27 protein-coding genes are annotated in these 24,519 nt (G+C 69.0%); 4 read left to right on the top strand and 23 right to left on the bottom strand.

The genetic code is table 11. The features are described 5' to 3' along the window. Positions 1-6: 6 nt before the first annotated feature. From EL288_RS11285 to mltG, 6 genes are all read right to left on the bottom strand, one after another. Positions 7-744 (bottom strand): IclR family transcriptional regulator, encoded by a 738-nt coding sequence (locus tag EL288_RS11285; protein WP_003811724.1) that lies wholly within the window; start codon positions 742-744, stop codon positions 7-9. Positions 745-1,059: 315 nt separating this feature from the next. Continuing rightward, positions 1,060-1,896, bottom strand: a complete 837-nt coding sequence (locus tag EL288_RS11280; protein ID WP_010926577.1) for an ankyrin repeat domain-containing protein — start codon at positions 1,894-1,896, stop codon at positions 1,060-1,062. 50 nt (positions 1,897-1,946) lie between these two features. Continuing rightward, the gene (locus EL288_RS11275; protein ID WP_033448020.1) at positions 1,947-2,717 is read right to left on the bottom strand and encodes a TatD family hydrolase; all 771 of its coding nucleotides are present in this window, start codon (positions 2,715-2,717) and stop codon (positions 1,947-1,949) included. Between the two features lie 49 nt (positions 2,718-2,766). Further along, a complete protein-coding gene (gene holB, locus EL288_RS11270; protein WP_003811729.1) occupies positions 2,767-3,819 on the bottom strand; it encodes a DNA polymerase III subunit delta' in 1,053 nt (350 codons plus the stop codon). Further along, complete coding sequence (tmk, locus tag EL288_RS11265) at positions 3,816-4,442, bottom strand: dTMP kinase (protein ID WP_003811733.1); 627 nt, start codon at positions 4,440-4,442, stop codon at positions 3,816-3,818. Before tmk ends, holB begins: the two co-directional genes overlap by 4 nt. Next, on the bottom strand, positions 4,439-5,473 hold the full coding sequence (gene mltG / locus EL288_RS11260; protein ID WP_033446696.1) for an endolytic transglycosylase MltG: 1,035 nt from the start codon (positions 5,471-5,473) through the stop codon (positions 4,439-4,441). The genes tmk and mltG overlap by 4 nt, the downstream gene beginning before the upstream one ends. Positions 5,474-5,651: 178 nt before the next feature. Here mltG and ygfZ point away from each other — a divergent pair, with 178 nt between their 5' ends. Further along, positions 5,652-6,668, top strand: coding sequence for a CAF17-like 4Fe-4S cluster assembly/insertion protein YgfZ (gene ygfZ, locus EL288_RS11255; protein ID WP_010926575.1), 1,017 nt, complete (start codon positions 5,652-5,654; stop codon positions 6,666-6,668). Between the two features lie 9 nt (positions 6,669-6,677). Here ygfZ and EL288_RS11250 read toward each other — a convergent pair whose 3' ends face one another. The 7 genes from EL288_RS11250 to EL288_RS11220 all read right to left on the bottom strand — a co-directional run bounded on the left by EL288_RS11250 (position 6,678) and on the right by EL288_RS11220 (position 12,145). After that, on the bottom strand, positions 6,678-7,367 hold the full coding sequence (locus EL288_RS11250; RefSeq protein WP_003811740.1) for a VIT1/CCC1 transporter family protein: 690 nt from the start codon (positions 7,365-7,367) through the stop codon (positions 6,678-6,680). A gap of 59 nt (positions 7,368-7,426) precedes the next feature. Beyond that, positions 7,427-7,864, bottom strand: coding sequence for a PaaI family thioesterase (locus EL288_RS11245; protein ID WP_003811741.1), 438 nt, complete (start codon positions 7,862-7,864; stop codon positions 7,427-7,429). Positions 7,865-7,909: 45 nt separating this feature from the next. Then, complete coding sequence (gene mmsB, locus EL288_RS11240; protein ID WP_033459854.1) at positions 7,910-8,803, bottom strand: 3-hydroxyisobutyrate dehydrogenase; 894 nt, start codon at positions 8,801-8,803, stop codon at positions 7,910-7,912. A 47-nt stretch (positions 8,804-8,850) separates the two neighbouring features. After that, positions 8,851-10,023 carry an enoyl-CoA hydratase/isomerase family protein gene (locus EL288_RS11235; RefSeq protein WP_003811746.1) on the bottom strand — a complete coding sequence of 391 codons (1,173 nt, stop codon included), beginning with the start codon at positions 10,021-10,023 and terminating at the stop codon, positions 8,851-8,853. Then, positions 10,020-11,174: an acyl-CoA dehydrogenase family protein gene (locus EL288_RS11230; protein ID WP_003811748.1), complete on the bottom strand. Its 1,155-nt coding sequence runs from the start codon at positions 11,172-11,174 to the stop codon at positions 10,020-10,022. The genes EL288_RS11235 and EL288_RS11230 overlap by 4 nt, the downstream gene beginning before the upstream one ends. Before the next feature lie 196 nt (positions 11,175-11,370). After that, positions 11,371-11,721 (bottom strand): RnfH family protein, encoded by a 351-nt coding sequence (locus EL288_RS11225; RefSeq protein WP_003811750.1) that lies wholly within the window; start codon positions 11,719-11,721, stop codon positions 11,371-11,373. Continuing rightward, positions 11,711-12,145 carry a type II toxin-antitoxin system RatA family toxin gene (locus EL288_RS11220; protein ID WP_003811752.1) on the bottom strand — a complete coding sequence of 145 codons (435 nt, stop codon included), beginning with the start codon at positions 12,143-12,145 and terminating at the stop codon, positions 11,711-11,713. The genes EL288_RS11225 and EL288_RS11220 overlap by 11 nt, the downstream gene beginning before the upstream one ends. A gap of 65 nt (positions 12,146-12,210) precedes the next feature. Here EL288_RS11220 and smpB point away from each other — a divergent pair, with 65 nt between their 5' ends. Next, on the top strand, positions 12,211-12,678 hold the full coding sequence (gene smpB, locus EL288_RS11215) for an SsrA-binding protein SmpB (RefSeq protein WP_003811754.1): 468 nt from the start codon (positions 12,211-12,213) through the stop codon (positions 12,676-12,678). On the opposite strand, the gene EL288_RS11210 is transcribed toward smpB, so the two are convergent. The 3 genes from EL288_RS11210 to EL288_RS11200 all read right to left on the bottom strand — a co-directional run bounded on the left by EL288_RS11210 (position 12,659) and on the right by EL288_RS11200 (position 15,287). Beyond that, entirely contained in the window at positions 12,659-13,816 is a 1,158-nt protein-coding gene (locus EL288_RS11210; RefSeq protein WP_033459852.1) for a GGDEF domain-containing protein, read from the bottom strand. The two genes, smpB and EL288_RS11210, sit on opposite strands and share 20 nt — an antisense overlap. 65 nt (positions 13,817-13,881) lie before the next feature. After that, the gene (locus EL288_RS11205) at positions 13,882-14,808 is read right to left on the bottom strand and encodes an SPFH domain-containing protein (RefSeq protein WP_003811759.1); all 927 of its coding nucleotides are present in this window, start codon (positions 14,806-14,808) and stop codon (positions 13,882-13,884) included. Positions 14,809-14,861: 53 nt separating this feature from the next. Beyond that, entirely contained in the window at positions 14,862-15,287 is a 426-nt protein-coding gene (locus tag EL288_RS11200) for an NfeD family protein (protein ID WP_003811761.1), read from the bottom strand. Positions 15,288-15,410: 123 nt separating this feature from the next. Here EL288_RS11200 and EL288_RS11195 point away from each other — a divergent pair, with 123 nt between their 5' ends. Then, positions 15,411-16,130 carry a glutamine amidotransferase gene (locus EL288_RS11195; protein WP_003811762.1) on the top strand — a complete coding sequence of 240 codons (720 nt, stop codon included), beginning with the start codon at positions 15,411-15,413 and terminating at the stop codon, positions 16,128-16,130. 67 nt (positions 16,131-16,197) lie between these two features. Here EL288_RS11195 and ppsA read toward each other — a convergent pair whose 3' ends face one another. Further along, positions 16,198-18,561, bottom strand: coding sequence for a phosphoenolpyruvate synthase (gene ppsA, locus EL288_RS11190; RefSeq protein ID WP_003811764.1), 2,364 nt, complete (start codon positions 18,559-18,561; stop codon positions 16,198-16,200). Positions 18,562-18,721: 160 nt separating this feature from the next. Between ppsA and ppsR the strand changes: the two genes are divergently transcribed. Continuing rightward, positions 18,722-19,549, top strand: a complete 828-nt coding sequence (ppsR, locus tag EL288_RS11185) for a posphoenolpyruvate synthetase regulatory kinase/phosphorylase PpsR (RefSeq protein WP_003811765.1) — start codon at positions 18,722-18,724, stop codon at positions 19,547-19,549. 11 nt (positions 19,550-19,560) lie between these two features. Here ppsR and EL288_RS11180 read toward each other — a convergent pair whose 3' ends face one another. The 6 genes from EL288_RS11180 to lpxD form a co-directional block, all read right to left on the bottom strand. Beyond that, positions 19,561-20,334 carry a TrmH family RNA methyltransferase gene (locus EL288_RS11180; RefSeq protein WP_003811768.1) on the bottom strand — a complete coding sequence of 258 codons (774 nt, stop codon included), beginning with the start codon at positions 20,332-20,334 and terminating at the stop codon, positions 19,561-19,563. Next, positions 20,331-20,936 carry a ribonuclease HII gene (gene rnhB / locus EL288_RS11175; protein ID WP_003811770.1) on the bottom strand — a complete coding sequence of 202 codons (606 nt, stop codon included), beginning with the start codon at positions 20,934-20,936 and terminating at the stop codon, positions 20,331-20,333. Before rnhB ends, EL288_RS11180 begins: the two co-directional genes overlap by 4 nt. Next, positions 20,923-22,104, bottom strand: coding sequence for a lipid-A-disaccharide synthase (gene lpxB, locus EL288_RS11170; protein ID WP_003811772.1), 1,182 nt, complete (start codon positions 22,102-22,104; stop codon positions 20,923-20,925). The genes rnhB and lpxB overlap by 14 nt, the downstream gene beginning before the upstream one ends. Beyond that, on the bottom strand, positions 22,101-22,895 hold the full coding sequence (gene lpxA / locus EL288_RS11165; RefSeq protein ID WP_033459849.1) for an acyl-ACP--UDP-N-acetylglucosamine O-acyltransferase: 795 nt from the start codon (positions 22,893-22,895) through the stop codon (positions 22,101-22,103). The genes lpxB and lpxA overlap by 4 nt, the downstream gene beginning before the upstream one ends. Beyond that, on the bottom strand, positions 22,896-23,351 hold the full coding sequence (fabZ, locus tag EL288_RS11160) for a 3-hydroxyacyl-ACP dehydratase FabZ (protein ID WP_003811776.1): 456 nt from the start codon (positions 23,349-23,351) through the stop codon (positions 22,896-22,898). Positions 23,352-23,422: 71 nt separating this feature from the next. Then, a complete protein-coding gene (lpxD, locus tag EL288_RS11155; RefSeq protein WP_033449665.1) occupies positions 23,423-24,514 on the bottom strand; it encodes a UDP-3-O-(3-hydroxymyristoyl)glucosamine N-acyltransferase in 1,092 nt (363 codons plus the stop codon). Positions 24,515-24,519 lie beyond the last annotated feature (5 nt).

The following is a 24,519-nucleotide window of genomic DNA, read 5'->3' as shown; positions in this document are numbered from 1 at the left end:
GATACGTCAGGAATGCTGCAGGCGGCTGGAAATGCGTTTGGCGGCCGCCAGCGTCAGGTTGATCAGGGTCGCGGTGCGTTCGGCCACGCGCGTGGAAGGCGCCATCAGGGTGACCGAGCCGGCTGCCTGGTGCGGCCGCTCGAACACCGGCGCGCTGCAGCCCCACACGCCGGCGTCGACCTCGCTGTCGCTGACCGCGTAGCCGGCGGCGCGGATCGCCTCCAGGTCGCGCGCCAGCGCGGCGGCGTCGACGCCCTGCCCGGCCAGCTCGTGCAGCCGGCCCTGCAGGCGCGCCGGCGCCATGAACGCCATCAGCGACTTGGCCGAGGCCCCGCGCGCCAACGGCAGGCCGCGGCCCTTGACGAACGAACAGCGCAGCGGATGCCGGCTTTCGACCATCTCCAGGCAGACCGCCTGGTCGGACATGGCCACCAGCAAGCCCACCGTCTCGCCCGAATCGGCGGCCAGGCGGGTCATATCGGGCAAGGCTTCCTGGATCAGATAGGACGATTGGTCGAAGCCGCGCGCCAGCTGCACGCACAGCGGGCCCGGCGTATAGGCGCCAGCCTGCTCCAGCACGAACCCCCAGCGCTTGAGCAGGGCCACCTGCCGGTACAGCGTGCTCTGGGCCAGGCCGGTGCGCTCGGCCAGCGCCGCCACGGTCAGCGGGGCTTCCTCGCGCGCCAGGGTGGCCAGCACATACAGCACGCGCTCGGCGCCACCCGCGATGGCTTGTTCTTGCATGTCGATCGTTCCTTGATATTGCGTGCGCAGATTATTCAGTTTTTCCCATTTTTTCAGAATTCATTCTCAATTTATGAGAATTTCAGGGAAAACCCCGAGCAAAAAAATGCCGCCCCGGTGGGCGGCACGTGATCAGGTGGAGGAGCAGGAACAGGGAGGCCCGGGTGCCTGTCCCTGTGGGGACAGGCACCGAGACGTTGGCGGGCGCCAGTCCCCATGCGGGGACAGGCACAGGAGTTGGCGGGTGCCTGTCTCCATGCGGGGACAGGCACAGGAGTTGGCGGGTGCCTGTCCCCGCGGGGACAGGCACCCGGGTTAATCGTAGGAGTTCAGCCGCACGCCCGAGACGCCGGACAGGGAGCGGCCTTCGCCGGGTTGCGACGCCGCGGCAGGGGCTGCCGCGGGCTGTGCCGTGGGCGGCGTTTCGGCGGCCGGCGCCAGCTTGGGCGTGGCCACTGCGCCATGGCGGGCCTGCCGTTCGGCCTCGGCGCGGGCGATCATGGGCTTGAGCTCGCGCGCCAGCGCCTCGGACTTGCCGAAGGCGGCCCAGTCAGCCGCGCTCATGCCCTTGAGGTTGCGCGTGGTGATATCGGCGCCGGCATCCAGCAACAACTGCACCATGCGGCGATCGCCCGAATACGCGGCCATCATCAGCGGCGTGGTGCCGTCGGGCGACGGCGCATTGACCAGCGCCTGCTTGCCCAGCAGCATGCGCGCGGTCTCCAGCCGGCCCTTCGAGGCCGCATAGTGCAGCGGCGTCCAGCCCAGCCGGTTGACCTGCGCGCCGCGCGCGATCAGCGCCTGCGCGCGTTCGGTCTGCCCCGCCACCGCCAGGTACATCAAGGGCGTCTCGCCCGCGGGATTCTCGGCGTTGAGATCGGTGCGGCGGTTGGCGGCCAGCACATCGAACACCTCCCAGGCGTTGTCGACCACCGCCCGCATGATGGCCGGCTGGCCATTGTCGTAGCGCACATTGGGATCGGCGCCCGCCGCCAGCAAGGCGCCGATGTCGCGGGCCTTGTCGTTATGGACATACACCCACCAGTCGGCCTGCTTGGCCGCCCAGGCGGGGCTGGCCAGCAAGGCGCCGGCGAGCAGGCCGCCGGCCGCGGCGCCGCGCCAGCGCAGAAAACGGGTACGCAAGGGTTTCATGGTGGAATACCGCCAAAATCTAGAATTCACTTTAAATAATTCAAATTAGATTATCGTTTTATCTTATTGAAAAGTTTGAAGAAATTCTCGGTAGAGGCATGCGCCACCTCGGCCACCGGAATACCCTTGAGCTCGGCGATCTTCTCGGCAACGTGGATCACCTTGGACGGATCGTTCAGCTTGCCGCGGTATGGCACCGGCGCCAGGTAGGGCGAGTCGGTCTCGATCAGCAGCCGGTCCAGCGGCATATTGGCGGCCACCTCGTGCACGAGCTGCGCGTTCTTGAACGTCACGATGCCCGAAAGCGAGATATGGAAATTCAGCGCCATGGCCTGCTGGGCGATCTCCCAGGACTCGGTAAAACAGTGCATCACGCCGCCGACCTCGTCGGCGCCCTCTTCGCGCAGCAGGCGCACCGTGTCCTGCGCCGAGGCGCGCGTATGCACGATCAGCGGCAGGCCGGTCGAGCGCGCCGCGCGGATATGGCGGCGAAAGCGCTCGCGCTGCCAGTCCAGCGGCTCGCTCAGGCGGTAGTAGTCCAGCCCGGTCTCGCCGATGGCCACCACCTTGGGGTGCGCGGCCAGGCGCTCGAGCTCGGCGGGCTCGGGATCGGGCGTGTCTTCATAGTCGGGGTGCACCCCCACCGACGCCCAGAGATTGCCGTGCGGCTCGACCAATTGCATCAGGCCCGGCCAGTCGGGCATGTTGACGCTGACGACCAGCGCATGGGTGACCTGGTTGGCGGCCATGCGATCCAGCACGGCCGGCAGGTCTTGCGCCAATTCGGGAAAATTCAGATGACAGTGGGAGTCTACGTACATACGGACCACAGAATACGGATCACAGGAGAAACGGGCCGTGGCCCGATCGTCACTGGCAGGATAGCACCACGCGCTGCAGGGCCGCGTGCACGAACAGCTTGGCGTTGAGCGGATGCGTGGCCAGCCCGCGCTGGCGGCTCAGCCAGCGCGCGGTCTCGGCCAGTTGCGCGGGCTGCGCGCGCGCGGCGGCTTGCCGCACCGGCTCGGCCAGCGAGGGATAGTAGCGGCTGGCCGCGCCATGGGCGGCCAGCGTCAGGTCGGTGAACAGGCGCTGCAGGGCGTCGATCCACTCGGCCGCCGCCACCTTTTCCAGGTTTTCGGTCAGCGTGCCCACATCGGGCGCCTTGCCCGCGGCCAAGGGCTGCACCAGTTGCGCCAGCCAGGCCGGGCACGGCGCATCGCCCCGGGCCGCCAGGCGCTGCGCCGCCAGCGGCGCGCCGCCGGCGGCAGCCAGCCAGTCGGCCGCCGGCTCCACGCCCTGCTCGCCCAGCCATTGCAGCGCCTGCCCGGCCGACGGCGTGGGCAGCGGCAGGCGCCGGCAGCGCGACACCAGCGTGGGCAGCAGGCGGTCGGGCGCATCGGCCACCAGCAGGAACACCGTATGCGCGGGCGGCTCCTCCAGCACCTTCAGCAAGGCGTTGGCCGATATCACGTTCAGCGCATGTGCCGGATACAGCAGCGCCACGCGCCAGCCGCCCCGGTGCGTGGCGGTGTTGAACCACGGTTCGAGCGCGCGGATCTGGTCGATGCGGATGTCCTTGGACGGCGCGCGCTTGGCCGCCGCGCCGCCGGAACCGGCCTCGGCCTCCTCGGCGCCTTCGGTCTGGTCGGCGCCCTCTTCCAGCGCGACCGCCTCCGGACGGATGCGCCGCAGATCCGGATGGTTGCCGCTGGCCACCCAGGCGCAGGCCGCGCACTCGCCGCACGCCAGGCCCTGGCGCGGCGACTCGCACAGCAGGCTGGCCGCCGCGGCCGCCGCAAAGTCCAGCTTGCCGATGCCGCCATTGCCATGGATCAGCCAGGCATGCGCGAAGCGGTCGCGCCCGCTCAGCCAGGAGCGGGCGATCTCCGTCTGCCAGGGCAGGAAGCGACCGAGGCTCATGCCGCTTGCGCCACCAGCTCGCGCACCTCGCTGTCGAGCTGCGCGCGCACGACCTCGAGCGGCCGGCTCGAATCGATGATGCGGATACGTCCATCCGAGCTGCGCGCCCGCTCGTGGTAGGCGGCGCGGGTGCGTTCGAAGAAGGCATCCTCCTCGCGCTCGAAGCGGTCGAGCTGGCGCGAGCGCGCCAGCCGGGCGCGCGCCACGTCCAGCGGCACGTCGAACAGCCAGGTGCGGTCGGGCTGCAGATCGGGATGCACCCACTGCTCCAGCGCCGCCACGCGCGCCGCGCCCAATTGGCGTCCGCCGCCCTGATAGGCATAGGACGCATCGGTGAAGCGGTCGCACACCACCCACTCGCCGCGCGCCAGCGCCGGCGCGATCACTTCGCGCACGTGCTCGCAGCGCGCCGCGAACATGAGCAAGGTCTCGGTTTCCAGGGCCATGGGTTCGGACAGCAGCAACTCGCGCAGCTTCTCGCCCACCGGCGTCCCGCCGGGCTCCCGGGTGGCCAGCACCGTCAGGCCCAGGTCGCGCAGCGCCTGCACCATCCATGCGGTATGGGTGCTCTTGCCGGCGCCATCGACGCCCTCCAGCGTAATGAAACGTCCACGCGGGGTCATTGCTGCGATCCTTGTTGCGGTTGCCCTTGTCCCAATATGTAGCGCGACACATTGCGGTTGTGGTCGTTCAGGTTGACCGAGAACTCGCTGGTGCCGTTGCCGCGCGACACGAAGAACAGGTATTTGTGGCGTTCGGGCTGCACCGCCGCCAGCAGCGCGGCGCGCCCGGGCGCGGCGATGGGCGTGGGCGGCAGGCCCGGACGGGTGTAGGTGTTCCATGGCGTGTCGGTCTGCAGGTCGCGCTTGCGGATACGGCCCTGGTAGGCCTCGCCCATGCCGTAGATCACGGTCGGATCGGTCTGCAGCAGCATGCCGATGCGCAGCCGGTTGGCGAACACCCCGGCCACGCGCGCGCGCTCCGGCCCGTGGCCGGTCTCCTTCTCGACGATGGAGGCCAGGATCAGCGCTTCGTAGGGCGTGCCCACCGGCAGCCCATCCTGGCGCTTGGCCCAGGTCGACTCCAGGATGCGCTGCCCTTCCTGGTAGGCGCGCCGCAGGATGTCGAAATCCGTGCTGCCCGGAGTGAACACATAGGTGTCGGGAAAGAACATGCCCTCGGGATGGGTCACCGTCGAGCCCAGCCTTTCCATCAGGGCCTCGTCGCTGGTCTCGCCCAGGGTCTGCTTGACGTCGGGATGTTCGCGCAGCGCCTGGCGCATCTGCCGGAACGTCCAGCCCTCCAGGAAAGTGATCTGGCGCTGGCTCATGTCGCCGCGCGCCAGCCGTTGCAGCAACTGCCAGGGCGAGTCGCCGTCGATGGCCTGGTAGCCGCCGGCCTTGATCTGCTTGTCCAGCTCGGACAGGCGCGCCATCCAGACGAAGCCCGGCTCCCAGACCGCCACGCCGGCCTGGTTGAGGGTGCGCGCGATGGCGCGCGGCGTGCTGCCCGGATCCACCACGAAATCGATGCGGTCGGACTTGAGCGCCACCGGCCTGTGCATCCAGGTCCAGGCGCCGCCGGCCGCCAGCGCGGCGCCGAGCAGCGCCACCAGCACGAGCAGCAGAAAATAGAAACGAATGCGTTTTCTCATAAGTGTGCGCAAGTTTAATGGATCGCGGGCGCGGCGGCTGGCCCGCCCACGCCCCCGCGGTCAGCCGGGTCATAGGGGCCGGCGCGGGCCGCCCCGGGTATCATCGGGGTTTGTTCGACGCCGCGCGGCCCACGCCGGTTCGCGCGTGCGCGTCATCCGCCCCTTTTAGAATTCCGCCATGCACGCTTTCTACGATTCGATTCCCGCGCGCGCCGATGGTTCGGCGCAATGCGCGCCGCTGGCCAGCCTGCGCGTCATCGGCGCGGCCGGCGCCGACGCGCTGGCTTTCCTGCATGGGCAACTGACCCAGGACGTCACCGGCCAGCCCGCCGACCACGCCCGCCTGGCCGGCTACTGCACCGCCAAGGGCCGCCTGCTGGCCACGCTGGTCATGTGGCGGGCCGCCGCGGCCGACGAAAGCGCCCCGGTATGGCAGGCGCTGGTGCGCGCCGACGTCGCCGAGGCGGTGCTCAAGCGCCTGTCCATGTTCGTATTGCGCGCCAAGGCGCGGCTGGCTCCGGTGCCGGCGTGGGCGGCGGGCGTGCAATGCGCCCCCGCCGCGCTGGCCGCGCTGCAGGACGCCGCCGGCGGCGCCCTGCCCGCCGCGCCCTGGCAGCGCGCCGAATTGCCCACCGGCACCTGGATCGGCGCGCCCTCGGCCGATGCGCAGCCGCGCTGGTGGTGGATCGCCACCGAAGCGCAGCTGGAGCGGGCCGGCGCGCTGGCCGCGCACCTGGGCCGCGCGTCCGAGTCCGCCTGGCAGGCCGCCGACCTGGCCGCCGGCCTGCCCTGGATCGGCGCGGCCACGCAGGACGTCTTCATTCCGCAGACCGTCAATCTCGACCTCATCGGCGGCGTCAGCTTCACCAAGGGCTGCTATCCGGGCCAGGAGGTAGTGGCGCGCAGCCATTACCGCGGCACGGTCAAGCGCCGCATGGCCCATGGCGTGATCGCCGAGGCCCCGGCCGACCTGCCCGACCCCTTGGCCGGCCAGGACATCTACGACAGCGCGCGGCCGGACGAACCCTGCGGACGCGTGGTCGACGCCGCGCGCAGCGACGGGCAGCTCGCGCTGCTGTTCGAAACCACCCTGGCCAGCCTGCCCGACGGCGACCTGCGGCTGCTCAGCGCGCAGGGCCCGCGCATCGCCCTGGCGCCCCTGCCCTACGAACTGGCCGGCAACGCCGCCGGCTAGGCTGTCCGGCTATACCGCCACGCCGAACAAGGCCCCCACGCCCGCGGTCAGGGCCATGGCGGCCGCCCCCAGCAACACCACCCGCACGGCGGCCGGCCCCACCGGCGCGCCGCCGGCGCGCGCGGCCACCGCGCCCAGTATGCCCAGCCCGGCCACCGACCCGGCGATCACCACCGGCATCAGTTGCGCCAGCGGCGCCGCCATGGCGATGGCCAGCGGCAGCGCCGCCCCGACGGCGAACGACGCGGCCGAGGCCAGCGCCGCCTGCACCGGCTGGGCGCGGTTGTGCACCGAGATGCCCAGCTCGTCGCGCGCATGCGCGTCCAGGGCGTTGTGGCGCGTCAGCTGCCGGGCCACCTGCCCCGCCAGGTCGGGCGACAGGCCGCGCTCGACATAGATGCCGGTCAGTTCTTCCAGCTCTTCGCGCGAATTGCGCTTGAGCGAACTCTGTTCCAGCCGCAGATCGGCCGCCTCGATATCGGCCTGGGACTTCACCGATACGTACTCGCCGGCGGCCATGGACAGCGCTCCGGCCACCAGGCCGGCCAGGCCCGAAGTCAGGATGGCGGCATGGCTGGCTTGCGCGGCCGCCACCCCGGCGATCAGGCTGGCGGTGGAGACGATGCCGTCATTGGCGCCCAGCACCGCGGCGCGCAGCCAGCCGGAACGGAAGATGCGATGGTGGGATCGGGCGGGCATGGGCAGGCGTCACTCGTGGCGGCCGGGATTGGCGCGCCAAGTATAGGCCGCCGCGCCGTTCAACGCGGCGTCACCCGCACCGCGGTCATCAGCCCCACCAGGCACAGCGTGCTGCGCTCGCCGCGGCAGGCGCGCAGCTCCACCTGGCAGATGCTCAGCCGCCTGCCGGGCTTTAGCACCTTGCCGCTGGCGACAAAGTGCTCGCCATCGGCCGGCGCCAGGAAGTTCATCTTGAACTCCGATGTCAGCACGTCTTCGCCGGGTCCGAACAGCGTATAGGCGGCATAGCCCCCCGCGCTGTCGGCAATGGTGGTGGAAATGCCGGCATGCAGGAAACCGTTCTGCTGGCACAGGTCGGCGCGATACGGCAACGCGATCTCGACCTCGCCAGGTTCGACGGCGCCCAGGCGCGCGCCGATCAGCGCCATGACGCTCTGGCGGGCAAAGTTGTCGTGCACGCGCTGGCGCGCCGCCTCGAAAGCCTCGGTATCAGGCATGCAAGCCTCTCGCGGAATGGCCCTGGCCGCCCGGCCAGGGCGGGATCAGTTGCGCTCGCCCGGCGAATACAGATTGACGATGCTGGAGAAGTCCAGCCCGCCGCTGCCGCCCTGGCTGTGCAGCGAATACAGGTTGCGCGCCAGCTCTCCCAGCGGGATGGACGAGCGCGTGCCCAGCGCCGCCTCGGCCGCCAGCCCCAGGTCCTTGAGCATCAGGTCCACGCCGAAGCCCCCGGCATAGCCCTTGGACGCCGGCGCATGCTCCATGACGCCCGGCCAGGGGTTGTAGAGCTCGGTGGCCCAGTTGCGGCCCGAGCTCTTGCTGATGATGTCCGACAGCACCTTGGGGTCCAGGCCGTTGGCCACGCCCAGCGCCAGCGCCTCGGACGTACCGGCCATGAGGATGCCCAGCAGCATGTTGTTGCAGATCTTGGCCACCTGCCCGGCGCCGGCGCCGCCGGCATGGAAGATGTTCTTGCCCATGCTGGCCAGTACCGGCCGCGCGCGCTCCAGTGCCGGCGCCTCGCCCCCGACGATGAACGTCAGCGTGCCGACCGCGGCGCCGCCCGTGCCGCCGGATACCGGCGCATCGATCATGGCGATGCCGCGCGCCTGCGCGGCGGCGGCCACCTTGCGCGCCGAATCGGGCGCGATGGTGCTGCACTCGATGACCAGCGCGCTGGCGCCGATGCTGGCCAGCAGGTCCTGGCCCAGGTACAGGCCTTCGACATGCTTGCTGGCCGGCAGCATGGAAATGACGAGTTCGGCGCCCTGCACCGCCTCGGCGGCCGAACCGGCCGCGCGCGCGCCAGCGTCGGTCAGCGTCTTGACCGCCGCCGGCACCAGGTCGAATACCGTCAGGTCGTGGCCCGCCTTGACCAGGTTCAGCGCCATGGGCGCGCCCATGTTGCCCAGACCGATGAATGCAATGCTGCTCATGATGGTTGTCTCCTGTGCGTCATAGGGGAACGAGCGAACCGGCGCGCCTAGGCGCCGTGGCCCAGGTCCGCCAGCGGGTGGGGCTGGCCGGCCGGCCAGGGCTCGTCAAAGAACTTGCGCACCCAGTCGTCGCTGGCCTCGGACAGGGTGGCGGGATTCCAGCGCGGCTGCCTGTCCTTGTCGACCAGCAGCGCACGGATGCCTTCGGCGAAATCGCCGTGCGCCGCGCAGGCCAGCGCGGCCACGTACTCGATGCGGAACACATCGGCCAGCGAACGCAGCCGCGTATGCTGCTGCAGGGCATACGCCAGCCGCGCCGAACCGGGCGAACCGGCCAGCATGGTGGCCGCGGCCCTGGCCAGCCAGGGATCGGCGTGATCCTTGAGCTCGGCGATCTCGGCGTAGATGTCGTCCAGCCGCTTGCCGCTGCACAGGCTGTTCACCAGGAACGAATGCTGGCGCAGGGGGCCGGGCTCCAGCTGCGTGGCCGGTTCGTGCGCCAGCAGCGCCTGGCGCAGCAGGCCGTCGTTGATCGAGCGCGGCGCCGCGTTGCCGGTGCCGGGCCCGCCCGGCTGGCCGGCCCACGGCAGGCTCAGCAGGGAGGCGCAGAAATCCGGCCACTGCGCCGAATCGAGCCGGAAATCGGCCAGCCCGGCGAAGAAGGCGTCGGAGGCGTTCACGTGCGCGCCGGTCAGCGCCAGGAACAGCCCGGTGCGCCCCGGCATGCGGTTGAGCAGCCAGCTGCCGCCCACGTCGGGAAACAGCCCGATGGTGATCTCGGGCATGGCCATGCGCGTGGTCTCGCTGACCACGCGGTGGCTGGCGCCCATCATCAGGCCCACGCCGCCGCCCATGACGATGCCATGGCCCCAGCACAGCACCGGCTTGGGGTAGGTGTGGATCAGGTAGTCCAGCCGGTACTCGTGCTCGAAGAAGCGGCGCGCATGGGTATTGGCCCAGGGATCGCCGCCGGTGTTCTCGCGCATGCTGCGGTACAGCCCGTGCAGGTCGCCGCCGGCGCAGAACGCCTTCTCGCCCGCCCCCTGCAGGATGACCATCGCCACGGCCGCGTCGGCGGCCCAGGCGCGCAGGCGCGCGTCGAGCAGCTCGACCATCTCGAGCGACAGGCCATTGAGGGTCTGCGGCGCATTGAGCGTGGCCACGCCCAGGCGCACGCCATTGTCGGCAATTCGTTCTTCAAACAGCACGGGCGCATTCATCGGATATCGGCTCCTTTTTCAAGCAATTGTCGGGCGACGATGACCCGCATGATCTCGTTCGTGCCCTCCAGGATCTGGTGCACGCGAGTATCGCGCACCAGGCGCTCGAGCGGATAGTCGCGCAAATACCCATATCCGCCATGGATCTGCTGCGCGTCCAGGCAGATCTGGAAACCCATGTCGGTGGCGAAGCGCTTGGCCATGGCGCAATAGGTGCTGGCGTCGGCCGAGCCGGCGTCCAGCTTGCAGGCGGCCAGCCGCACCATCTGGCGCGCCGCCACCAAGTGCGTGGCCATGTCGGCCAGCTTGAACTGCAGCGCCTGGAACTGCGCCAGCTTGCGGTTGAACTGGCGCCGCTCGTCCATGTAGCGGCGCGCCGCGTCCATGGCGCCCTGGGCCGCGCCGACCGAGCAGGTGCCGATGTTGATGCGCCCGCCGTCCAGGCCCTTCATGGCGATCTTGAAGCCCTCGCCGGGCTCGCCCAGCATGTGCGAGGCGGGCACGCGCACCTGCTCGAACGTGATGGGCCGCGTGGACTGGCTGTTCCAGCCCATCTTCTCTTCCTTGCGGCCATAGGCGATGCCCGCGGCGTCGGCGGGCACGGCAAAGGCGCTGACCCCGCCGGGCCCGTCGCCGCCGGTGCGCGCCATCACCACCAGCAGGTCGGTATCGCCGCCGCCCGAAATGAAGGCCTTGGCGCCGTTGAGCACGTAATCATCGCCCTGGCGCTCGGCCCGCGTGGCCAGCGAGCCGGCATCCGAGCCCGCATTGGGTTCGGTCAGGCAGTACGACGCCAGCTTCTCGCCGCTGGCCAGCAGCGGCCCCCACTGCTCGCGCACCGCCGGCCGGGCCCATTGCCCCACCATCCAGGTGGCCATGTTGTGGATCGTCAGGAACGCCGTGGTCGAGGGGTCCACGGCCGCCATCTCCTCGAAGACCAGCGTGGCGTCGAGCCGGGGCAGCCCCAGTCCGCCGATCTCCTCGCTGGCATAGATGGCGCAAAAGCCCAGTTCGCCGGCGCGGGCGAAGGCCTCGCGCGGGAAAATGCCCTCGGCGTCCCAGCGCGCCGCGTGCGGGGCCAGTTCGCCCTGTGCATAGTCGCGCGCGGCCTGCGCGAACGCGCGCTGCTCGTCGGTGAGTTCGAAATCCACGGCCAGTCTCCAGATGTTCTCGGTATGGTCATGCGGCTGCGTGGCGATCTTGTGAATCGCCGGCGGCCGCTCGACATGACGTTAACGTAAACGTAAGTCGTTGGCGAGTATGTTACGCCCGAAACGGCCGCGCACTGTCTTGCCGGCGACAATGTGGGCGCCTGGACGCCGCAATCGCCCCGGGAAGCCCGCGGCCTTACAGCAGGCCGGCCGGACGCGCCTTGCCGCCGCGCGCGGCCAGCGCACGCCGGTGCTCGGCCCGCCGCCGGCGCGACTCCTTGGGATCGAAGCTGAGGCCCCGGTAGATTTCCACCCGGTCGCCATCGGCCAGCGGCGCGTCGGCCGCCTGCGCCTTGCCGAACACCCCCACGCCATGCGCCCAGGGATCCTGGCCGCGGTGCGCCGCGGCAAAGCCGCTGGCGGCCACCGCGTCGGCCACCGTGGCGCCGGCCGGCAGCGTGACGGCGCGCTGCCATGCCCCGTCCGGGCATGCATGGCAGACCGTCACGCGCAGCGAACCGGCGGGCGCCGGCGTGTCATTCGCCATACTTGGCCTGCGCGCGCTTGGTGAACGAATCGATGAAGCTGGCCGCGATACGGTTGAACACCGGGCCCACCACCATTTCGAGGGCGCGGTTGGAGAACGCGTACTCCAGCGTGAACAGCACCTTGCAGGCATCCTCGGCCAGCGGCTGGAATACCCAATGGCCCACCAGCATCGAGAAAGGCCCGTCGACCAGCTCGAGATCGATGCGCTGCGGATAATCGTGCGTGTTGCGCGTGCTGAAGCGCTGTTTCAGGCCCGCGAAGCTGATCAGGATCGAGGCCTGCATGCCGTGCTCGGAGCGCGAGTGCACCTCGGCGCCGCCGCACCACGGCATGAATTCGGGGTATTTCTCGACATCGGCCACCAGGTCGAACATCTGGGCGGCCGAATACGGAACCAGGACGGATCGTTGGACTTTGTGCATCAGCTATCGCAAATGGCTAGAATGCTAGGATTTTACCGGCACCGCGCGCCCTTACCATTGCCTCCATGAGTATTATCGATAACCGCAAGGCCACGCACGACTATTTCATCGAGGACCGCTACGAAGCTGGCATGGTCCTGGAAGGATGGGAAGTGAAGGCTATCCGCGACGGCCGCGTGCAATTGAAGGAAAGCTACGTCATCGTGCGCGATGGCGAAATCTACCTGCTGGGCATGCACGTCAGCCCGCTGCCTACCGCGTCCACCCACATCCGCCCCGACGCCACGCGCACCCGCAAGCTGCTGCTCAAGGCCGAGGAAATCCGCAAGCTGATCGGCAAGGTCGAACAGCGCGGCTACACGCTGGTTCCGCTCAACCTGCACTACAAGAACGGCCGCATCAAGCTGGACTTCGCGCTGGGCCGGGGCAAGAAGCTGTACGACAAGCGCGACACCGCCCGCGAAAAGGACTGGCAGCGCGAAAAGGAACGTGTCCTGAAGCACGACACGCGCGTCAACCAGCGCGATTCCTGATGCGGTCGCGGCCGGCCTGCTTGGCCGCGTACAACGCCGCGTCCGCCCGCTCCACCAGCACCGGCAGCGTATCGCCCGCGCGGTATTGCGCCACCCCGCCGCTGAACGTGTAGGTCAGCGCCTTGCCGCCGTGCGAGCACGGCGTGGCGCGCACACTGGCCAGCAAGCGCTCGGCCACGCTCACGCCCGTGTCGCCGTCGGTATCGGGCAACAAGGCCACGAATTCCTCGCCGCCCAGCCGGCCGATGACATCGCCGCTGCGCAGCAGCGCGGTGGCCAGCGAACCGAAATGCCGCAGCACCACATCGCCGGCGGCGTGGCCGTGCTGGTCATTGACCTGCTTGAAGCGGTCGATGTCCAGCGCCAGCAGGGTCAGCGGCCGGCCCGTGCGCAACGCGCGCGCGCACAGGCGCTCGCCCTCGCGCCACCATGCCTTGCGCGACAGCAGGCCGGTCAGGAAGTCCTGGTTGGCCTCGCGCTCGCGCTCGGCCAGCATGCGGTCGTGGATCATCATGATCATGCCCAGCGTCATGCTGGGCATGACCAGCACGCCGATCGCCAGGAAGGCCACGTTCCATACCGATGACTGCAACAGCCCCTGGGTCTGCTCGATCTGCAGGCCGTAGACGGCCGTGCGCAAGGCATGGCCCAGGGCGGCCACGGTGGCGGTCACCCCGGCGAACCAGTAGCTGTAGCGCGACCGCCGCAGCGGCATGTTGCGATAGATGGTCCATGCGCTGCCGCCCCACAGCAGCGCATGCAGGCCCGAGGCCGCGACCACCCGGGCGTTGACCGAGGGGTCGACATAGTGGAACCAGATGTTGGCGCCGATCGACAGCGCCAGTCCCAGCAGCAGCAGGCGCCACGGCGGGCGCTGTTGCATGAAGCGGAAGACGCCGGCGCAAAACAGCACGACGCCGGACGAGATCAGCACGTTGGGCGCCTGGATCGCCAGCCACGGCGGCATGGCGGGGTTGGCCTGCAGCGTGAACAGCAGCAGCGAGCACAGCACCAGCACGTTGGCCCACATCAGCTCGCGGATGCCCGCGATGGCGCTGCGCAGCAGCGAACCCAGGACTCCCAGCGTCACCAGGCTCGACAGGGTGGAAATCACCAGCAGGGTGACCGGAGCCAGCATGAGGGCGGGACGCTATGGCGCGGACGCGAAAGGACGCGCCGCGGCCGGCGCGCCCGGGTCGAACCTCACGCGCTCTTGGTCGACTTGACGATCGTCATGGCCGAGGCGATGAGCCCGCCCACATCGGACAGGTTGGACGGCAGGATGAGCGTATTGCCCTCCTTGGCCACATTGCTGAAGGCATCCACGTAGCGTTCGGCGACCTTGAGGTTGACGGCTTCCATGCCGCCGGGCTGGCGCACGGCCTCGCCCACCTGCTCGATCGCCTTGGCGGTCGCCTCGGCGATGGCCAGCACGGCCGCGGCCTCGCCCTGGGCCTGGTTGATCTGCGCCTGCTTCTCGCCTTCGGAGCGCGCGATGGCGGCCTCGCGCTCGCCGGTGGCGATGTTGATCTGCTCCTGGCGGCGCCCCTCGGAAGCCGCGATCAGGGCGCGCTTCTCGCGCTCGGCGGTAATCTGCGCCTGCATCGCGCGCAGGATCTCGTTGGGCGGCGTCAAATCCTTGATCTCGTAGCGCAGCACCTTCACGCCCCAGTTCAGCGCGGCCTCGTCCAGCGACGCGACGATGGTGCTGTTGATGAACTCGCGCTCCTCGAACGTGCGGTCCAGCTCCAGCTTGCCGATCACCGAGCGCAGCGTCGTCTGCGCCAGCTGGGTGATGGCGGAAATGTAGTTCGACGAACCGTACGAAGCGCGCATCGGATCGGTGACCTGGAAGTACAGCACGCCGTCGACCTGCAACTGCGTGTTGTCGCGCGTGATGCAGACCTGGCTCGGCACGTCGAGCGGGATTTCCTTGAGCGAATGCTTGTACGACACCCGTTCGATGAAGGGAATCACGAAGCCGGCGCCCGGCGACAGCACGCGGTCGAACTTGCCCAGCCGCTCCACCACCCAGGCATGCTGCTGCGGCACGATGGCGATGGCCTTGACCACGATCATCAGCGCCAGGATGACGATGACAATCAGGACCACAGTGGAAACGTCGATCATGATAAATACCCTCTGCTAGTGAAGCCTGCCGTCGCCGGCGGGCAAGGTCATGGTTACGCGGCCGGCGCGGGCGCCAGCACCAGGCGCGTGCCGCGTATTTCGGCGATGATGTGGCGGCCGGCCTGGCGCGGCTGGCCGTGGGCGAGCTCGGCCTGCCATTGCGCGCCCCGGTAATACACCTGGGTCGTGCCCGCGTCGGACCACGCATCCACCATGACGGACTGGCCGATATCCAGGTTGACGTCGGCGTTGCGCGCGGCGTTGACCTCGCGCTTTTTCAGCACGCCGGTGCGGCGCAGCGCCAGCAGCCCCAGCAGCGCCACCAGGCCGCACGCCACCAGTTGCCATGCCAGGTCCGCCCCCAGCCAGGCCGCGATACCGCCGGCGGCCAGGCCCAGCGCCACCAGCAGCAGGTAAAACGTACCGGAGCCCACCTCGCCGATCAGGGCAACGGCGGCCAAACCGAACCAAATCCACATAGCGTTCCGTCCCGAGTTTCAATATATGGCAACGATTGTACGTATTTCCCGCCACTCGCGCCTGTCACGCCGTGCCTTTATCATGGCGTTTCCCCTCTCCCGCCACCGGCCCGATCCCCCGCCATGACCGCCGCCCTGCCCGTTCTGATCCTGCATACCGGCAATCCCGCCGCCGCCCTGCGCGCCGCGCACGGCAGCTACGCCGAGATGCTGCGCCAGGCCGCCGGGCTGGATGCCGCCGGCACGCACGTGGTGGCCTCCTACAAGGACGAGGCGCCGCGCGCGCCCGGCGCGTACCGGGCCGCGCTGATCACCGGCTCGCCGGCCATGGTGACCGACCGCGCGCCCTGGAGCGAGGCGGCCGCCGACTGGCTGCGCCAGGCCGCCGGCGCCGGCCTGCCCATGTTCGGCATCTGCTACGGGCACCAGTTGCTGGCCCACGCGCTGGGCGGCGTGGTGGGCGACAACCCGGCCGGCCGCGAACTGGGCACCCTGCCGGTCGAATTGCTGCCCGCGGCCGCCACGGACCCCTTGCTGGCCGGCCTGCCGGCCGCCTTCGACGCCCAGATGATGCACGAGCAGGCCGTGCTCGCCGCGCCGCCGGGCGCCGCCGTGCTGGCGCGCTCGGCCCAGGACGCGCACCAGATGCTGCGCCTGGCCCCGCGCATCTATACAGCCCAGTTCCACCCCGAGTTCACGCCCGGGTTCGTCGCCGCCCATCTGCGCCACCACGCGGCGCTCTACGCCGCCCACGGGCTGGACGTCGAAGGCCTGGCGCGCGCGGCCGGCCCCACGCCGCTTGCCGCCTCGCTGGTGCGCCGCTTCCTGGCCTGCTGCGCCTAGCCGCCCGCGCCGCCCGGCGAAAAAAAGCCTCGCCGCAAGGGCGAGGCTTTTTCCTGCTGCCGGGCGCTTACTTGGCCAGTTGCTGCCAGGTCTCCACCACCGTATCCGGGTTCAGGGACATGGACAGGATGCCCTCGTCCTTGAGCCACTGCGCGAAATCGGGGTGGTCGCTGGGCCCCTGTCCGCAGATGCCGACGTACTTGTTGGCCGCCAGGCACGCCTTGATCGCGCGGCGCAGCATGAACTTCACCGCATCGTCGCGTTCGTCGAAGTCGGCCGCCAGCAGCTCCATGCCGGAGTCGCGGTCCAGTCCCAGCGTCAGCTGGGTCATGTCGTTCGAACCGATGGAGAAGCCGTCGAAGTACTCGAGGAACTGTTCGGCCAGGATGGCGTTGGACGGCACCTCGCACATCATGATCAGCTTCAGGCCGTTCTCGCCGCGCGCCAGGCCGTGGGCGGCCAGCAGCTCGACGACCTTCCTGGCCTGGCCCAGGGTGCGCACGAACGGCACCATGATCTCGACGTTGGTCAGGCCCATTTCGTCGCGCACTTTCTTGAGCGCCTCGCATTCCATGCGGAAGCACTCCTCGAAATCGGCGGCGATATAGCGCGACGCCCCGCGAAAGCCCAGCATGGGGTTCTCTTCCTCGGGCTCGTAGCGCGAACCGCCCACCAGCTTGCGGTACTCGTTGGACTTGAAGTCCGACATGCGCACGATCACCGGCTTGGGCCAGAACGCCGCGCCGATGGTCGCCACGCCTTCGGCCAGCTTCTCGACGAAGAAGGCGCGCGGGCTGGCGTGGCCGCGGGCGGCCGACTCGACCGCCTTCTTCAGCTCGCCGTCGACGTTCGGATAATCCAGCACCGCCTTGGGGTGGATGCCGATGTTGTTGTTGATGATGAATTCCAGGCGGGCCAGGCCCACGCCGGCGTTGGGGATCTGCGCGAAGTCGAACGCCAGCTGCGGATTGCCCACGTTCATCATGATCTTGACGTCGATCGGAGGCATCTCGCCGCGGCGCACTTCCTCGACCTCGGTCTCGATCAGGCCGTCGTAGATACGGCCTTCGTCGCCCTCGGCGCACGAGGCCGTCACGGCCTGGCCGTCCTTGAGCAGGTCGGTCGCGTCGCCGCAGCCGACCACGGCCGGAATGCCCAGTTCGCGCGCGATGATGGCCGCGTGGCAGGTGCGTCCGCCGCGGTTGGTGATGATCGCCGAGGCACGCTTCATGACCGGCTCCCAGTTGGGATCGGTCATGTCGGTGACCAGCACGTCGCCGGCCTGGACCTTGTCCATTTCGGAGATATCGGCCACCACGCGCACCTTGCCTGCGCCGATCTTCTGGCCGATGGCGCGGCCGGTCACCAGCACCTGGCCGGTGGCCTTGAGGCGGTAGCGCTGCTGCACGTCATTGACGCCCTGCTGCGATTTCACCGTTTCCGGACGCGCCTGCAGGATGTAGATCTTGCCATCCACGCCATCGCGGCCCCACTCGATGTCCATCGGACGCTGGTAGTGCTTCTCGATGATGACCGCGTAGCGCGCCAGCTCGATGACTTCGTCGTCGGTCAGCGAATAGCGGTTGCGTTCGGACACCGGCACATCGACGGTGCGCACGGCGCGGCCTTCGGGACGCTCGGGGTCGAATTCCATCTTGATCAGCTTGGAGCCGATGCGGCGGCTGACGATGGGATAGTTGCCGCGTTCGAGCGACGGCTTGAAGACGTAGAACTCGTCCGGGTTGACGGCGCCCTGCACCACCGTCTCGCCCAGGCCGTACGACGAGGTGATGAACACCACGTCCTGGAAGCCCGACTCGGTGTCGATGGTGAACATCACGCCGGCGCTGCCCTTGTCGGAACGGACCATGCGCTGGATGCCGGCCGACAGCGCGACCTCGGCGTGGGCGTAGCCCTTGTGCACGCGATACGAAATGGCGCGGTCGTTGTACAGCGAGGCGAAAACGTGGCGGATCTTGTCGAGCACGTCGTCGACGCCCACCACGTTGAGGAAGGTCTCCTGCTGGCCGGCGAACGAAGCGTCGGGCAGGTCTTCGGCGGTCGCCGAGGAGCGCACCGCGAACGAGCCCTTGCCGTCGGCGTCGAGCTCGGCGAATGCGGTGCGGATCGCCTGTTCGAATTCAGGCGAGAAAGGCGCATCGATCACCCATTGACGGATCTCCGCGCCGGCGCTGGCCAGCTCGCGTACGTCTTCGGGGTTGAGGGTGGCGAGACGGTCAGCGATGCGCTTGTCCAGACCGGAAGCCTGCAGGAAGTCCCGGAAGGCCTGGGCGGTCGTGGCAAAGCCGCCGGGCACGCGTACCCCCGCGCCGGCCAGCTGACTGATCATTTCACCTAATGATGCGTTCTTGCCTCCTACCGAGTCCACGTCCGTCATGCGGAGCTGCTCGAACGAAACCACATACGACATTGAAGTCACCTTTTACAATGGAATGAAAGCGAGTTTGGTCAATGCAGCTCAACTGCGCTGACCAAACTGGCCTTGGACCGCCCCTTGGGGTGACTTATTAGGGGGCGATTGTACTCGCTTGGGCACAAGCCTCCCGGTACCTGGTTGGAATTTTTTACATATGACTTCTACCCCTATTGAACGTGCGGTCTACATCGTTTCGGACAGCACCGGCATCACCGCCGAGACCTTCAGCCACTCCGTGCTATCGCAGTTCGACGAGGTCAATTTCAAGCCCGTGCGCCTGCCCTTCATCGATACGCTGGACAAGGCGCGCGAGGTGGTGGCGCGCATCAACCGCAACGCGCTCGAGGCCGGCGTGCCGCCGATTGTCTTCAGCACCCTGGTCAACCCCGAGATCCTGGCGCTGGTTCGCCAGTCGAACGGCGTTTTCCTCGATCTTTTTGGAACATTCGTCAGCCACATCGAGCAGGCCCTGGGCTTGAAGTCCAGCCACTCCATCGGACGCTCGCACATGGCGGCCAACTCCGAGAAATACCGCAACCGGATCGACGCCATCAACTTCAGCCTGGCGCACGACGACGGCCAGTTCGTCAACCAGCTGGACCAGGCCGACGTGATCCTGGTGGGCGTGTCGCGCTGCGGCAAGACCCCGACCAGCCTCTATCTGGCCATGCAGTACGCCGTCAAGGCCGCCAATTTCCCGCTCACCCCGGACGATTTCGAGCGCGGCGCGCTGCCCAAGACCATCGCGCCGTACCGCGGCAAGCTGTTCGGCCTGTCGATCCAGCCCGAGCGGCTGGCCGAGGTGCGCAACGAGCGCCGCCCCAACAGCCATTACGCGCGCCTGGAGCAATGCCGCTACGAAGTGGCCGAGGCCGAGCGCATGATGCGCCGCGAGGGCATTTCGTGGCTGTCGACGACCACCAAGTCGATCGAGGAAATCGCCACCACGGTGCTGCAGGAGGTCGGACTGGAGCGCGTCTAGGCGCGGGCGGGTCAGCGGCGCTGGCGGCGCTGCTCGAACAGGCAGATGGCGGCGGCGGCGCCCACATTGAGCGACTCGACCGCCGCCGACTCGTGCGGAATGTGCACGCGCAGCGCGGCCGCCCGCAGCAGCGCCTCGGCCACGCCCTGCCCTTCGTGGCCGAACACCCAGGCGCAGCGCGCCGGCAGGTCCGTGTCGTAGAGCGAGCCGGACCGCGCCAGGGTCGTGGCCACCAGCGGCACGTCCAGCCGCGGCAGCACCGCCTCCAGGTCCAGGTGTTCGTGGATATGCAGCGCGAAATGCGCGCCCTGGCCGCTGCGCAACACCTTGGGCGACCATGCCGCGGCCGTGCCGGCCGCCAGCAGCACCCGGCGCACGCCGGCCGCCGCGCAGGTCCGCAGCAAGGTGCCGACATTGCCCGGGTCCTGGATCCGGTCGAACAGCACGCAGTTCTCGTCGATGCGTTCAGGCAGCGCGGGTTCGGGCGCGCGCGCCACGAACACCACGCCCTGGCCGCTCTCGACGCTGGCCAGCCCCTGCAGCAGGCGCGAATCCAGCGCCAGGCAATGCTGCGGCGGCACCTGGCCGGCCAGGGCGCGGATCTCGGGATGGTCCAGCCGCGCGACATCGAACAGCGCCTGCAGCGGCGTGCCTTGGTGCGCCAGCCAGGCCTGGCACAGATGCACGCCGTCGAGCAGGATCCGTCCGTCGCGGCGGCCGCCGCCGGCGGCCAGCTTGTGCAACGCCTTGACCGCCGGGTTGTCGCGCGAACTCAGGTGCTTCATGGCGCGCCGTACGCCTTGATCGGCGCGAAGCTGCGCCGGTGTTCGGGGCACGGGCCGTGCTCGCGCAGCAAGGACAGGTGCTGCGGCGTGCCGTAGCCCTTGTGCTGGTCGAAGCCGTATTGGGGATACAAGGCATGCAGGCGCAGCAGGTCGGCGTCGCGCGCCGTCTTGGCCAGGATGGACGCGGCGGAGATCGCCGGCACCAGCGCATCGCCCTTGATCACGGTCTGCACGGCGCAGCGCAGCTTGGGCGCCTGGTTGCCGTCGACCATGGCCAGTTCCGGCGCCATGGCCAGGCCGGCCACGGCGCGCTGCATCGCCAGCATGGTGGCGCGCAGGATGTTCAGGCTGTCGATTTCCTGCACGCTGGCGCTGGCCACGAACCAGGCCAGCGCCTGGGCGCGGATCTGCACCGCCAGCGCTTCGCGCTGCTCGGCCTTGAGCACCTTGGAGTCGGCCAGGCCGTCGACCGGCCGGTCCGGGTCCAGGATGACGGCGGCCGCATAGACCGCGCCGGCCAGCGGTCCGCGACCGGCTTCGTCGACGCCGGCAATGATGGCGGGCAGCGGTGCCAGCGTGCCGAACAGGTCAGGCTGCTCCATCGGCCACCTCCAGAATCGCCTGGGCGGCCAGCGCCGGCGTATCGCGCAGCAAGTCCTGGTGCAAGGCGGTAAAGCGCGCCTCGATGCGCGCCGCGCCGGCCTCGTCGGTCAGCGCCTGCCAGGTCGCCTCGGCCAGCGCGGCCGGCGTGGCCTCGTCCTGCAGCAGCTCCGGCACGGCGAAATCGCGCAGCAGCACATTGGGCAGCCCCACCCACGGCAGGTAGGGACGTTGCTGCCCGGATTTCCAGGCCATGATGCGCCGCATCCACGGCGACAGCACGTACGAAATGACCATGGGCCGCTTGTACAGCGCCGTTTCCAGCGTGGCCGTGCCGCTGGCCACCAGGACGGCGTTGCTCGCCTCCATGACGGACCAGGCCACCGGCGTCTCGCCCTGCCCCTCGGCGGCGGTCACGCAACGCAGGCCCGGCACCGGATGCTGGGCCGCGATAGCCTCGAACTCGGCGCGCCGCTGCGGGTTGACCATGGGCACCACGCACTGCAGGCGTGGATCGCGCCGGACCAGCTCGGCCGCGGCCTGCAGGAAACGCGGCGCAAGCAGGCGGATCTCGGACGAGCGGCTGCCCGGCAGGATGGCCAGCACCCGCGCGTCGGCGTCGATGCCCAGCCGCGCGCGGGCCGCGGCGCGATCGGGCTGCATGGGAATCACCCCGGCCAGCGGATGGCCGACATAGGTGACCGGGATTCCTTCCTTGCGATAGAGCGCTTCCTCGAACGGAAACAGCACCAGCATGTGGGAGACGGCGGCGCGGATCTTGTTGATGCGTTCGTAGCGCCAGGCCCAGATCGAGGGACCGACGAAATGCACGGTGGGGGTGCCGGCCTGGCGCAACTGGTGCTCCAGGCGCAGGTTGAAATCCGGCGCGTCGATGCCCACGAACACCGACGGCGGCTCGGCCAGCAGGCGCCGCTTGACGTCGCCGTAGGTCGACAGCAGGCTGGGAATCCGCTTGAACGCATCGATGTAGCCGAACACCGTGAGCGCATGCATGGGGTGCCAGGCCTCGAAGCCGCGCGCCGCCATCTGGGGCCCGCCTATGCCGGCGCAGTGCACGCCGGGTGCCCGGGCCTGCAGGCCGGCGATGATGCGCCCGGCCAGCAGGTCGCCCGAAGGCTCGCCGGCGACCATGCCTATGCGCAGGCTCATGGCCGGATGATGCCGCGCGTCGAAGCGTCCAGGAAGTCCAGCATGGTCTGCAGATGCTCGGCGACATCCGGCTCGACCTGCTGGCGCGCGCGCAGCTCGGCGCGCGCCTCGTCCAGCGACAGTCCGCGCCGGTAGATCGACTTGTACGCATCGCGCAGCGCCGAGATGGCCGCCGCCGAGAAACCGCGCCGCTTCAAGCCTTCGACATTGACGCCCACGGGCCGGCACGGATTGCCCGCCGCCAGCACGAACGGGGGCGCATCCTGCATCAGCGAGCTGTTGCCGCCGGTCATGCTGTGCGCGCCGATCTTGGCGAACTGGTGCACGCCGGTCAGGCCGCCCACGATGGCCCAGTCGCCCACCTGCACGTGGCCGCCCAGCTGCACCGAGTTGGCCAGGATGGTGTTGTTGCCGATATGGCAGTCGTGCGCGATGTGCACGTAGGCCATGATCCAGTTGTCGTCGCCGATGCTGGTCACGCCGCCGTCCTGCACCGTGCCGGTGTTGAACGTGGTGAACTCGCGCACCGTGTTGCGGTCGCCGATGACCAGTCGCGTCGGTTCGCCGCTGTACTTCTTGTCCTGCGGCATGCCGCCGATGGAGCAAAAGCGGTAGAAGCGGTTGTCGCGCCCGATGCTGGTCACGCCGTCGAGCACGCAGTGCGCGCCGACCTCGGTGCCCGCGGCAATGCTGACTCCCGGCCCCACCACGCTGTATGGGCCGATCACGACCGAACTGTCGATCTGTGCCGCCGGATCGACCACGGCGGTGGGATGGATGTTTCCTGACATTTACTCTTCCAGGCTACGGATCGCGCACATCAGCTTGGCTTCGGCGACCAGTTGGCCGTCGACCAGGGCCCGGCCCTGGTACTTGCAGATGGTACGCGACAGGCGCTCGGCCTCGACTTCCAGCCGCAACTGGTCGCCCGGCACCACGGGTTTACGGAACCGCGCGCCGTCGATGCCCACCAGGTAGTAGGCGGTCTTGGCGCCGTCGCACTTCAGCCCGCCGTTCTCGTCGGTGAACGAGAACAGGGCCGAAGCCTGCGCCATGGCCTCGACGATCAGCACGCCCGGCATGACCGGATGATGCGGAAAATGGCCCGTGAAAAACGGCTCGTTGATCGAGACGTTCTTGATGGCAACGATGGATTTGCCGGGCACCATCTCCAGCACACGGTCGATCAGCAGCATCGGGTAGCGATGCGGCAGCCGGTCCATGATCCCCTTGATGTCGAGTTCCATTTGTTTTCCTGCAAAGCAAAAATAGATTATGTTGCAATGCGCCGCCAACCGGGCACACGGGCCGTGCGGGATTATTCCCGCTCGAGGGCCCGCAAGCGCCGGCGCAGCAGCGCCAATTGCTGAATGACCGCGGCATTGCGCTGCCATTCGCTGTGTTCGGCGTAAGGATACACGCCGGTGTAGCGGCCGGCCTTCGCGATGTTCGATGTCACCGCGGTGCCGCCCGAGATATTGACGTCGTCGGCGATGGCCAGGTGCCCGGACAGCATCGATGCGCCGCCGATGGTGCATCGCTCGCCGATGGTGGTCGAGCCGGCGATGCCGACACAGGCGGCAATGGCGGTATGCGCGCCGATCCGCACGTTGTGCGCCACCATGATCTGGTTGTCCAGCTTCACGCCGTCGCCCACGATCGTGTCGTCCAGCGCGCCGCGGTCGATGGTGGTGTTGGCGCCGATTTCGACATCGTTGCCCACCCTCACCCCGCCCAACTGCGGGATCTTGCCCCAGGCGCCGCGGCCCAGCGTGGGATCGGGCGCGAAACCGAAACCGTCGGCGCCCAGCACGGCGCCGCTGTGGATGATGGCCCGCTCGCCCACGTGCACGCCCGCGTACAGGGTGACGCGCGGATGCAGCAGGCTGTCGGCCCCTACCGTGGAGCCGGCGCCGATCACACAGCCCGGCCCCAGCCTGACGCCGCGCCCGATGCGGGCGCCCGCCTCGATGACGCACTGCGCGCCGACGCGCGCATCGGCGTCGATCTCGGCGCTGGGGTCGACCACCGCGGACGGATGCACGCCGGCGGGCCCGGCCGGCCGGCTGGCGCGCTCGAACCACTGCGCCAGGCGCGCATACAGCAGATAGGGATGCTTGCACACCACCAGCACGTGGCCCGACGCGCCCTGCTCCTGCCGGGCCTGCGCGACGTCGGGCGTCACGATGACCGCGGCGGCGCGCGTGGTGGCCAGCTGATTCTGGTAGCGGGGATTGGACAGGAAGCTGATTTCCTCGCTTCCCGCCGAAGACAGGGTGCCGATGCCGCGGATCCTGGGCAGATCGGCGGCATCGGGGGCGCTCAGGTGCCAGTCCAGCCCCTGGGCATCGGTGCCGGCCAGCAGGACATCGAGAGCGAGCGCGTTTTCAGGGTCCAGCAGAACCGGCATGGGCG

Source organism: Bordetella bronchiseptica, assembly GCF_900636925.1.
Taxonomy (GTDB): Bacteria; Pseudomonadota; Gammaproteobacteria; order Burkholderiales; family Burkholderiaceae_B; genus Bordetella; species Bordetella pertussis.
Note: the sequence above shows the minus strand (reverse complement) of the source record. Positions and strands in the feature narration are given on the sequence as shown.

Coding starts and splice junctions, on each gene's coding strand:
- EL288_RS11225 (WP_003811750.1), bottom strand. CDS start 11,721: ATGGCGAATGACACGCCGGCGCCCGCCGGTTCGCTGCGCGTGACGGTC.
- EL288_RS11180 (WP_003811768.1), bottom strand. CDS start 20,334: ATGAAGCACCTGAGTTCGCGCGACAACCCGGCGGTCAAGGCGTTGCAC.
- EL288_RS11275 (WP_033448020.1), bottom strand. CDS start 2,717: ATGTACGTAGACTCCCACTGTCATCTGAATTTTCCCGAATTGGCGCAA.
- lpxA (WP_033459849.1), bottom strand. CDS start 22,895: ATGTCAGGAAACATCCATCCCACCGCCGTGGTCGATCCGGCGGCACAG.
- lpxD (WP_033449665.1), bottom strand. CDS start 24,514: ATGCCGGTTCTGCTGGACCCTGAAAACGCGCTCGCTCTCGATGTCCTG.
- EL288_RS11200 (WP_003811761.1), bottom strand. CDS start 15,287: ATGTGGATTTGGTTCGGTTTGGCCGCCGTTGCCCTGATCGGCGAGGTG.
- ppsR (WP_003811765.1), top strand. CDS start 18,722: ATGACTTCTACCCCTATTGAACGTGCGGTCTACATCGTTTCGGACAGC.
- lpxB (WP_003811772.1), bottom strand. CDS start 22,104: ATGAGCCTGCGCATAGGCATGGTCGCCGGCGAGCCTTCGGGCGACCTG.
- holB (WP_003811729.1), bottom strand. CDS start 3,819: ATGAGCCTCGGTCGCTTCCTGCCCTGGCAGACGGAGATCGCCCGCTCC.
- EL288_RS11285 (WP_003811724.1), bottom strand. CDS start 744: ATGCAAGAACAAGCCATCGCGGGTGGCGCCGAGCGCGTGCTGTATGTG.
- EL288_RS11210 (WP_033459852.1), bottom strand. CDS start 13,816: ATGCTGGCTCCGGTCACCCTGCTGGTGATTTCCACCCTGTCGAGCCTG.
- mltG (WP_033446696.1), bottom strand. CDS start 5,473: ATGAGAAAACGCATTCGTTTCTATTTTCTGCTGCTCGTGCTGGTGGCG.
- tmk (WP_003811733.1), bottom strand. CDS start 4,442: ATGACCCCGCGTGGACGTTTCATTACGCTGGAGGGCGTCGATGGCGCC.
- EL288_RS11205 (WP_003811759.1), bottom strand. CDS start 14,808: ATGATCGACGTTTCCACTGTGGTCCTGATTGTCATCGTCATCCTGGCG.
- fabZ (WP_003811776.1), bottom strand. CDS start 23,351: ATGGAACTCGACATCAAGGGGATCATGGACCGGCTGCCGCATCGCTAC.
- EL288_RS11195 (WP_003811762.1), top strand. CDS start 15,411: ATGACCGCCGCCCTGCCCGTTCTGATCCTGCATACCGGCAATCCCGCC.
- ygfZ (WP_010926575.1), top strand. CDS start 5,652: ATGCACGCTTTCTACGATTCGATTCCCGCGCGCGCCGATGGTTCGGCG.
- mmsB (WP_033459854.1), bottom strand. CDS start 8,803: ATGAGCAGCATTGCATTCATCGGTCTGGGCAACATGGGCGCGCCCATG.
- EL288_RS11235 (WP_003811746.1), bottom strand. CDS start 10,023: ATGAATGCGCCCGTGCTGTTTGAAGAACGAATTGCCGACAATGGCGTG.
- EL288_RS11220 (WP_003811752.1), bottom strand. CDS start 12,145: ATGCACAAAGTCCAACGATCCGTCCTGGTTCCGTATTCGGCCGCCCAG.
- rnhB (WP_003811770.1), bottom strand. CDS start 20,936: ATGGAGCAGCCTGACCTGTTCGGCACGCTGGCACCGCTGCCCGCCATC.
- EL288_RS11280 (WP_010926577.1), bottom strand. CDS start 1,896: ATGAAACCCTTGCGTACCCGTTTTCTGCGCTGGCGCGGCGCCGCGGCC.
- EL288_RS11245 (WP_003811741.1), bottom strand. CDS start 7,864: ATGCCTGATACCGAGGCTTTCGAGGCGGCGCGCCAGCGCGTGCACGAC.
- EL288_RS11250 (WP_003811740.1), bottom strand. CDS start 7,367: ATGCCCGCCCGATCCCACCATCGCATCTTCCGTTCCGGCTGGCTGCGC.
- ppsA (WP_003811764.1), bottom strand. CDS start 18,561: ATGTCGTATGTGGTTTCGTTCGAGCAGCTCCGCATGACGGACGTGGAC.
- smpB (WP_003811754.1), top strand. CDS start 12,211: ATGAGTATTATCGATAACCGCAAGGCCACGCACGACTATTTCATCGAG.